Consider the following 8445-nt stretch of genomic DNA (forward strand, 5'->3'; position numbering starts at 1 on the left):
GTCTTGCATCAAGCATTGACCGTTTTCCAAATCTCGCAGGCGTTTTTGATTGCTTTCATCTTCCTGATCCAATCCAAAAAATTCCAAGGTTTTCTTGATTTCATGAATATCGGTGCTGCGAAAAGCAAACTTCAACCCGATATTATTTTTTAAACGTTCATCCAATAAATCGTCACTATTTTGCGTGACAAAATAAACACCGGCATTCATGGCCCGACCAGCACGCACGAGTTTATTCGATAACGTCTTTCCTTGCGCTACCTGAAGAAAACTCCACGCCTCATCTAAATCTACAATTTTGAAGATTTCTCGGTTGCTATGGATAAAATCCAAGGCAAAAGTTGAAATAATAATCAGCATCGAAACACTGAGTAATTCCATGGTGGTGTATTCTTCAAAAGTGGACTCTGCATCTGGTAAAACTAAATCCGCCACTTGAATGATATTCAACTGTTTATCCAAACTAATCGATTGCGTAATCGAACCATCTGAGAAAAGCAAGTGAGCAAAATCATAATCGGTAAAAGACTCGATATGATCGGCGATATTTTCCGCGACTGGTGAGCCATCGTTTCGAAGTTCGTTAATGACTTGTAATAGTCCTCGTTGATTACTCTGTGTAACGGTTCGAATGGCCTTGCGTAAAACGGGAAACTTCTCCCCATCACGGCTAGAAATCCCTGTTAAAAAGGTTAGGATATCAATCGCTAGACTTTCCGAGTCCTTCTTTTTCTTCATAATCACATAAGGATCAAGTAAGCCTTGATTTTCTGGTTTACTAGTTAAGTTGAGGATATTGATTTCATCCGCAATTTCTGGCAACGTTTCTTTCCAGCCACCTCGTTCTCCTTTTGGATCGACAATTACAGCTTGCCCACCGAAAAGGACGGCATAATAAACTAAGAGATTGTTACTAAAGGACTTTCCACCGCCAAGAGAACCGAGGAAAGCAGCAGCCAAAGCATTGGTTACTGAACCCTTGACTCCTTGTGAAGCCAATGCCGGTTTCAGGTAAACATTACGACCTGTATCCACATTGTAGCCAAAGTAAATGCCTTCTAATTCTCCTAACATTTGGGTAGCGCCAAAACCAAGACCGGCGAGAAAATCAGAGGTAACATACTGAATATAGTCATTCATGTATCGTTTACTAGAAGGCAAAAACTCTTCATGTAAGCCCGTCATATCGCCAAAGGGCCGAACTAGTTTCACATTGGTGTCATCATAAAAATCTAATACTTCATCACAACGGCGTTTTAGTTCATCTACTGATTCCGCACTCACCCGAACCACATAGCTTAATTTGTACATGGATTCCTTGGACTGATCCAAAGTGGTTTCCAATTCATCCACTGAATCTAAAGCATCTAAGACATTGGAATTCGTCTCATTGTCGGATTGATAAGCATGGTTGTCTAAATCTTTTAATTCCTTTTTCTTATTACGAACAGTAGCGAGTGCCTTTTTGTTAGTGACAATTTCTATATTCATACTCGTATCAATGGGAAATGTGAATTGTTGTTGCTGGTAATAAAAAAGTTCCGAAGAAGGAAAATCCATCTCTCCCACAATCGTGTTGATTGTCAGGTACGCTACATACGACTCATGATTCTCATGTTCCATGCGTAAGTACCTTGGTTTTTCTTCAATCAAACAACGACTTGGACGTAATAGGTCATAACGTTTCACTAGGGTTTCTAATTTCAGCTTTTTCTTTGGTAACTGAAATTCATATTCTTCAAATGGTGTACCTTTTTCGCCATAAATATGTTCAATCAAATACGTCAGATCACTCGGTGTCACCCGTCTGACTTTAAATCTCCGAGCTAATTTACTTTCCATTAGTTTTTCAAGCTTAGTATACCGACGAATTTCTTCATTGGATAAGGAAACAAAATCGCCCATCAAATGATGATTCACCCCATAGATAAATTCTTGAAACCCAGAAAAGAAAGATTTCTTGAGACTTTTTAGATTGACTTCTTCATCTATCGCAATTAGTTTAAAGCCAATAAAAAAGCGATAATCAATCTGACTATCGCCAATCATAGATACCAATGCATCTGTCTGTAGGTCAATCCGTTGTTTCGCGACTTCTTTGAGTCTACCGGTAATTTCCTTCTTCGATCGCTCTTGTGTGGCACGAATACTACTTTCTGTAGCAATTTGTAAGGCATGGATCTTGCCTTCACGATTTTGCGCAATCAATTGGTGAAAGTTATCATGTACTTGATATTTTTGTTCCGGTGACAAAAAGGAGTAGTTATAAGGCACTAACTCATAGTAAGCAAAACACTCACCTTCTTGGTTAAACACAAGATTGTTTTCGATATACTTAATTGGGTACATAGTTCACACTCCTCACTAAAGTGACAGGCTCGACCCATCGTTTCTTCTGTTCTTTGACTTTCTTTCCTGCAAACGTAACCTTAAACCGCAAGTGATAACTGATAAAAGACCGTAAAAATCCCAATGGTTTCTTGCCATCAAAAGTCTTTTGGGACATAAACCAAGTAACCGCAACCGGAATGCCTAAGTATTTTAAAAATGCCCCCTCTATCATAGATAGCGGAGGCACATGGGCAAATACGATGACAAACAGCAAGGACAAAACAAACCAAGCCATCTGGTTAAAGGTCACAGGAAAAGGCAACTGAAAGTCATTGATTGCGTAAATGACTTTTTCAACTGCCCAAATACTGGTGTAGCTTTTTATTTTTTTCATTGACTCATCTCCAAATATATTATTATCCATGTTGAAAATTCTGTTATAATTAAAGGCAGTTAGGAGGTAGATCGGTTTGAAACAAGAAGAACTTAATCTTAAATTGTATGAGCTATTATTGAAAATCCAAAATGAAGCAGATATACTCACAAATGCTGATATCTCAGAATCAGACGCAGAGCTTTATAAGTATATTATTTCTAAAGGATTAGTTCATAATTTAAAAATCGAACATTATTACAGCGGTCCAAATATAGATGCTAGTCAGGCAATAATCACAGATAAAGGATATGCCTTTATTGAGCAAATTAGTGAATCGAATAAACCTATTAAAATGAATCGTGAGAATCGATATAAGCAACTCCAGATATTTCTCAAACGATTAGATGATCAAGACGATGATTTAAGAACTCCAAACAAACGTGTTCGAGAAATTGACTACTACGACTTAATTAAATATGCTATTGATTCAAATTTAGTTAAAGGAATTGCTATTAAATATGCTAGTAACAAACCTCATCTCTTTTTATCACAATTTGCAAGGGTTACTACAGAAGGATACGACGTATTAGATACCCCCTATCCAAAAAAAGACGCATCCGATACAAGCATTAGTAACATCTACAATATCTATGGCGGGGATCAAAAGGGTGCAAGTTTCGGTAGTAATAACACAACTAATAATACTTAACAAGAGGAGTTTAGTATGGACTATCTAACCAAAGAAAAGAAGTTAAATCAACTTTTAAAATTCGTTTATGACGGAACTACTGTTACATCAAACTTATTGGAGCTGTCCCAACAAGAATTCGCATCATTATTAGAAAGTGCAACAAATTCTGGCTATATCCGAGGTGCGTCTATAACAAAAACCAAAATGACACCCATAATTTGGACTGACAACGTCGAACTAACAGAAGCTGGAGCTGAGAAAATTCATCCTTCAGAAAAAAATAATCAGTCGATTCAGACAACAAATACCTTTAACTTTAACTCTTCCGGTGACTATAGAGGAGCAGCGTTTGGAAACAACAATACTGTCACAAACAGCTGGAATACTTCTCTTGAGGAATTAAAAGAATATATTGATGCTTTACCGCCTGAAGACCAACGAGTAGGAAAAGAACTTATCGAAATTGTTGAAACAAAAGATTTTAAGCCTAACGTTTTAGAACGATTTTCTGAGTTTCTCGAAAAACATCCAAAAGTTGTTACTTTAGCTGGTAACGCAATTGTTTGGGCACTTTCTAACACTGATAAACTCCCATTAATAAATTGAGATATACGCCATTCAAATTGAATGGCGTATATCTTTATATTGCATACTCAAAAACTCCACGACTCGTAACCAAATAGTTGCCTCCAATCTCCAAGTCTCTACCACACGCATCAAAATCAATATACGTCTTCAAATGTTCCGGTACTTCTCCAAAATCACCAGCTTCCACAATCAAGTAATACGCTACATCACTCATATCATTACAATCGGGATAACAAATAATATCATCCACATGCTCCACCATCTCCTCAAAAGAATTGAAAAAAGCGTGTTGAATCTCTAAAGCAACCTCACCAATCGGCGTTCCTTCAAATTCCTCTGCTAAACCACACAACCGATTAATTTCCTCAATTGGTGTATACTCATCAATCTCAAAAGGCAGTTCATAATCATGAATCGCATATTCTTCATATTCGTCATTTAATCCAATCCGTTCTTTTACTTCATCAAAATCGACAGGTGGGGTAAACCACGCCCCCACCAACTCCCCTTCATTGTATTTTCCAAGGTTCGCAATATATACTCGCATCTGTTCCATAGTGATTCCCCCTAAGCTCCGACAATTCGGTTAAACAAATTGAGTAAGACATCTTTCACACCAGAAGCATTAAAGACTAGACCGACCGCAATCAAGGCAATCACCAAAAAGCCAATCAATTTGGAAAACTCACGCTTAAATCCTAAAAATAAACCAATGACCACAATTGCCAGTAAGACTAACGATTGCGCGTTAGTTAAAAACCATTGATATAAATTTTGTCCGAAATTCATCTCGTCACTTTCCTTTCTTTTCCATTGCTCGGTCTGCCGCTGCACTTGCGTTCATCAAGCACATCACAGTAACACCAAGCATACTGCCACCAAATACCAATAAAATATCTTTTACAATTCCCATCAAAATTCCTCTTTTCATATAATCAAATTTTCAATTGCCATACTTTGTTGCTCCAAAATCTTTTTGTGCCGGTCTGATAAGCGGGCATTCTGTACCATATCCTGTATATAGGTTGTCTGATTCAAACGATCCAACTCCTTAGCCATTTTCCACGTAGGGGCAACTTGTCTACCTAGCCAATTCAAGGTTCGTTCAATGGTATACGGTTTCGGTTCAGAAGTTAATTGAATCTCTTTCCGATTCCGTCCAATAAAACGACCCCATTGTTCATTTAAGGGCCAATTGGTTCTCCGTTTTCCATCTACTTTATCCGCAAATCGCAAATACCGATTGATAATGGAAAATGTGGTACTTTCAATACTACGACCTTTTAACAAATCTTGAATCGCATGATAGGCTCGGTCATTTTTCAGTCGAATCTCAAAGCGATTTTTCGTTTCGGTCTTGTCTAATGGAATCCCTAACTTGATATATTGTTCATAATCTTTTTCGTACAAACAGAAATAAACCTCACTCTTGAGGCTACCGATATATAAAGTACTGCCCATGCCATCCTTTTCGTCGGTTTTCAACAGTTCCCCGGAACGGTAACTTTTAAAGGTACGAAACAAGGAGATACATTCTTCCTTCTGACATTTTTTCGTTAATTCAGGAATATCTAACAAGCCCACTCGATCATTGATTGCTAAATCCAAGCGTTTCAACACGCCACCAGCTTTTAGACAATCTTCGAAAAAGTCGTACCAGCTACGCTTTTGTGCGAGTAAAAAAGTTTCAAACTGCCGACAACCTCGCCCTTTTAATTCCAAGAGCACACCTTTATCTTCTTCATGAGACAACATCACCACAATATCGCCCATGACGTATTGTTCTTGATAGGAGTAAAAGGCGTAATCTTCATGAAGCATATACTCAAATTTCAAATGGAGAATTTCTTGAATAATTTTCCGTACATCCGTTGTGGGGAAACGAATCCTTACATAGTCAAACAGTAACGTCAAAGGCAAATCGGGATTGAAACTTTCCAGTTGGTCAAAAATTTTCTTCATGGTCTTTGCGGATGGTGTTACGCCACCGTTTTCTATCTGATTTAAATAGGGACGACTAAGCCCGCAAGCCGTAGCCAATTTATTTTGCGAAACACCATATTCGTTGCGTCGGTCTTTTAATAACCGGTAATCTAAATTCCGTTGTGCCAAGTTCTCACCTCCAAATTCAAGGTGTTAACTTTTTCAAATGAGTTAACACCTATACAAATTACTTACTATTCTTGCTACACCAGTAATTCTTAATGGTTACTTGCTTATTTTTTGTGTTTTTGTACCCCCCTGTTAGATACGGGGGGTGAGACATCATGGCCGGCTAACGCCGTCCATGAACAGGCACAGCACCACGGAGGATTTCTGCTTCGCAAATCCCCCGCGGTCAGCGCCTATCAGTGGTTTATTTGGTTGTTACTCCGCAGTAATACCCTCAATTTCTAGTTCTGCTTTTATCTCAAACAAGTATTGGCGGATATCAGGTTCTTTGGCAAGGTCCGCAATCCGTTCGAATTCACTGATAACCTGATTCAACTCAATTCGAGCATCGGTTTCCTCATCCATTACATATGAATCACCAGGGACCTTCACCCCATTTTTTCGAATATCAAAATTGAGCCGGTACAGTTCTTCTTCCAGTTCCGGATCTGACTGAATCTTGCCAATCACCCAGTAGATTTCTCCGATCAACTCATCATAAATCATCTAGTTTTACCTCCTTTAATCTTCTGGCAATATCAAAAATGACCGGAACTGTTACTGAGTTTCCGGCCTGCTTATATAACTGACTATCTGAATTGACTTGAGAAGCTCGGTCAAAAGCCCAATCGGGAAAGCCTTGAAGTCGCCAACACTCCCTGGGCGTTAGCTTCCGAATCTGATACTGATCTGTGACGACCGCTTGTTGGTCTCCTGTTAGTAAGGTATGCACACTTTGTTTTCCCAGACGACCTCGACGACTTATGGAATTAGGAAAAGCCAAGTTCACACTGTCCCCTGGCTTCACCTCTTGATATTCTGTTTCATTTTTGCGAATCATGATTTTTGTTCCACCTTGTTTCGTTGACAAGGTGGGGGCAGTTCCAGTTACCTCATAAACACGATTGCCTTGTTCAAAATTTCCTGATAACATACCGGCTACAGAAATTCCATCCTTTACCGGCAATGCGATTTTGATTCCTTCATCACCGGTTAAGGTTGGGGCAACCCCATCTGAACCATAGACTTGGCCACCCATTCCTCGATTGGAAGGATTGATATTTAACAAGTTTCGGATGTTTTGATCAGATGTTGGAGACGATCCAATGATAGGAAATACTTGTTTGGTACGTGCGTCTCGAGAATGTCCGATAAGGAAGACCCGCTCGCGGCTTTGGGGAACGTAGGCCTTTGAGTTAAGCACCTGCCATTCCACATCATACCCCAATCCATCCAGCGTTCGGAGGATCGTCTCGAACGTAGCCCCTCCTTCGTGATTGAGCAATCCCCGGACGTTCTCAAGGAATAGAAACTTAGGTTGGAGAATAGTGGCGAACCGAGCGATTTCAAAGAATAAAGTACCTCGAGTATCGGAAAATCCTTGCCGCTTTCCCGCAATTGAAAAAGCTTGGCACGGAAAGCCACCGCAAAGGATGTCCACTGGTCCGAGGGATTGAACAAACTCGTCTGGTACACTTGTGATGTCATGCATTTCCACCTCCTTCCTTGTATCATGAATTGCCTTATAACTCCGCCGGGCAAATTCATCAATTTCACAAAAGCCGATACACTGGTGACCGGCTTGTTCCATACCTAAGCGAAAGCCACCAATCCCGGCGAATAAATCTAAAAATGTCATAAATCACCTCATTCATTGCAAAGAAAAAAGCCAAGAACATTTTTTGCTCTTGGCTCTTAAAACTATTTAAATTTCAAATTTATTTTTCTTTATCCAAACCAATCAATTCTCGTTGTTTCCGATTGGATTCATCTGCTACAAATTTAAAGACTGTCTTCAGCTCTTTCGCAGAGGCATTCTTTTGTAGTGTAGAAAAGTTACGGTTATACTTCTCCATAATTTCTTCAACTTTTTCTTTCTCAGTCATGTAGCTCTTCCTCCAATCTTTCTTTCGTATAACTGATTGGTAATGCTAGTTCAACATTATCAATGTCCATTAGAAAATCAGAAATCGTATTTTGAAAGTCCTTCACTAAGATATTGATGGTTACTTTCTCTTGAAATTGCTTTTTCACCTGCATCAAATTTTTTCTCGATTGAAAAAAAGCATTGATAAAACGTTCTTTAGGAACAAAACGGCCTTCAACTTCTTCTCGTTTTTTAGTAAAGTCCCAAGCAATAAATGGATCTTGATATACATAATAGACAAGCACATTATAATTCTTTTTGAGTGCCCGTTCAATATTTTGATTTACCTTAGAAGTCGCAAACGTGCCATCAAGAATAAAACTATAACCCTTTTTAAGAACTAAATCGAGAGCAGCATCTACCAAAAGTGCTGATCCTCGT

General features: G+C 38.9%; 12 protein-coding genes. 2 read left to right on the forward strand and 10 right to left on the reverse strand.

All coding sequences use genetic code 11. The features are described 5' to 3' along the window. Together AB5Z52_RS14935 and AB5Z52_RS14940 are read right to left on the reverse strand one after the other, a co-directional pair. The coding region (locus tag AB5Z52_RS14935) for an ATP-binding protein (protein ID WP_368266988.1) at nucleotides 1–2349 on the reverse strand (2349 nt) is incomplete at its 3' end. Next, entirely contained in the window at nucleotides 2336–2725 is a 390-nt protein-coding gene (locus AB5Z52_RS14940) for a conjugal transfer protein (RefSeq protein ID WP_010776408.1), read from the reverse strand. The genes AB5Z52_RS14940 and AB5Z52_RS14935, both read right to left, overlap by 14 nt. A gap of 76 nt (nucleotides 2726–2801) precedes the next feature. Here AB5Z52_RS14940 and AB5Z52_RS14945 point away from each other — a divergent pair, with 76 nt between their 5' ends. Next, a complete protein-coding gene (locus AB5Z52_RS14945) occupies nucleotides 2802–3416 on the forward strand; it encodes a hypothetical protein (RefSeq protein WP_010776409.1) in 615 nt (204 codons plus the stop codon). A 15-nt stretch (nucleotides 3417–3431) separates the two neighbouring features. Continuing rightward, nucleotides 3432–4004, forward strand: coding sequence for a hypothetical protein (locus AB5Z52_RS14950; protein WP_016171813.1), 573 nt, complete (start codon nucleotides 3432–3434; stop codon nucleotides 4002–4004). 34 nt (nucleotides 4005–4038) lie between these two features. On the opposite strand, the gene AB5Z52_RS14955 is transcribed toward AB5Z52_RS14950, so the two are convergent. The 8 genes from AB5Z52_RS14955 to AB5Z52_RS14990 form a co-directional block, all read right to left on the reverse strand. After that, nucleotides 4039–4542, reverse strand: a complete 504-nt coding sequence (locus tag AB5Z52_RS14955; protein WP_368243527.1) for an antirestriction protein ArdA — start codon at nucleotides 4540–4542, stop codon at nucleotides 4039–4041. An 11-nt stretch (nucleotides 4543–4553) separates the two neighbouring features. Then, the gene (locus tag AB5Z52_RS14960) at nucleotides 4554–4775 is read right to left on the reverse strand and encodes a hypothetical protein (protein ID WP_002298822.1); all 222 of its coding nucleotides are present in this window, start codon (nucleotides 4773–4775) and stop codon (nucleotides 4554–4556) included. 4 nt (nucleotides 4776–4779) lie between these two features. Then, nucleotides 4780–4917, reverse strand: a complete 138-nt coding sequence (locus tag AB5Z52_RS14965; protein WP_080114501.1) for a DUF3789 domain-containing protein — start codon at nucleotides 4915–4917, stop codon at nucleotides 4780–4782. Beyond that, nucleotides 4914–6098 (reverse strand): MobT family relaxase, encoded by a 1185-nt coding sequence (mobT, locus tag AB5Z52_RS14970; RefSeq protein ID WP_010776413.1) that lies wholly within the window; start codon nucleotides 6096–6098, stop codon nucleotides 4914–4916. Before mobT ends, AB5Z52_RS14965 begins: the two co-directional genes overlap by 4 nt. Nucleotides 6099–6353: 255 nt before the next feature. Further along, nucleotides 6354–6644, reverse strand: coding sequence for a hypothetical protein (locus AB5Z52_RS14975; RefSeq protein ID WP_002390861.1), 291 nt, complete (start codon nucleotides 6642–6644; stop codon nucleotides 6354–6356). Further along, a complete protein-coding gene (locus AB5Z52_RS14980; RefSeq protein ID WP_368243530.1) occupies nucleotides 6634–7776 on the reverse strand; it encodes a DNA cytosine methyltransferase in 1143 nt (380 codons plus the stop codon). The genes AB5Z52_RS14975 and AB5Z52_RS14980 overlap by 11 nt, the downstream gene beginning before the upstream one ends. 79 nt (nucleotides 7777–7855) lie before the next feature. Beyond that, nucleotides 7856–8023, reverse strand: a complete 168-nt coding sequence (locus AB5Z52_RS14985) for a hypothetical protein (protein ID WP_002298811.1) — start codon at nucleotides 8021–8023, stop codon at nucleotides 7856–7858. Beyond that, nucleotides 8016–8445: zeta toxin family protein (locus AB5Z52_RS14990; RefSeq protein WP_368266990.1), on the reverse strand; the 430-nt coding region annotated here is incomplete at its 5' end. The genes AB5Z52_RS14990 and AB5Z52_RS14985, both read right to left, overlap by 8 nt.

Source organism: Enterococcus sp. RTP21361st1_A6_RTP21361_211029 (genome assembly GCF_040910045.1).
GTDB classification, from domain to species: Bacteria; Bacillota; Bacilli; order Lactobacillales; family Enterococcaceae; genus Enterococcus_D; species Enterococcus_D gallinarum.

Coding starts and splice junctions, on each gene's coding strand:
- AB5Z52_RS14965 (WP_080114501.1), bottom strand. CDS start 4,917: ATGAAAAGAGGAATTTTGATGGGAATTGTAAAAGATATTTTATTGGTA.
- AB5Z52_RS14980 (WP_368243530.1), bottom strand. CDS start 7,776: ATGACATTTTTAGATTTATTCGCCGGGATTGGTGGCTTTCGCTTAGGT.
- AB5Z52_RS14940 (WP_010776408.1), bottom strand. CDS start 2,725: ATGAAAAAAATAAAAAGCTACACCAGTATTTGGGCAGTTGAAAAAGTC.
- AB5Z52_RS14960 (WP_002298822.1), bottom strand. CDS start 4,775: ATGAATTTCGGACAAAATTTATATCAATGGTTTTTAACTAACGCGCAA.
- AB5Z52_RS14975 (WP_002390861.1), bottom strand. CDS start 6,644: ATGATTTATGATGAGTTGATCGGAGAAATCTACTGGGTGATTGGCAAG.
- AB5Z52_RS14950 (WP_016171813.1), top strand. CDS start 3,432: ATGGACTATCTAACCAAAGAAAAGAAGTTAAATCAACTTTTAAAATTC.
- AB5Z52_RS14955 (WP_368243527.1), bottom strand. CDS start 4,542: ATGGAACAGATGCGAGTATATATTGCGAACCTTGGAAAATACAATGAA.
- AB5Z52_RS14985 (WP_002298811.1), bottom strand. CDS start 8,023: ATGACTGAGAAAGAAAAAGTTGAAGAAATTATGGAGAAGTATAACCGT.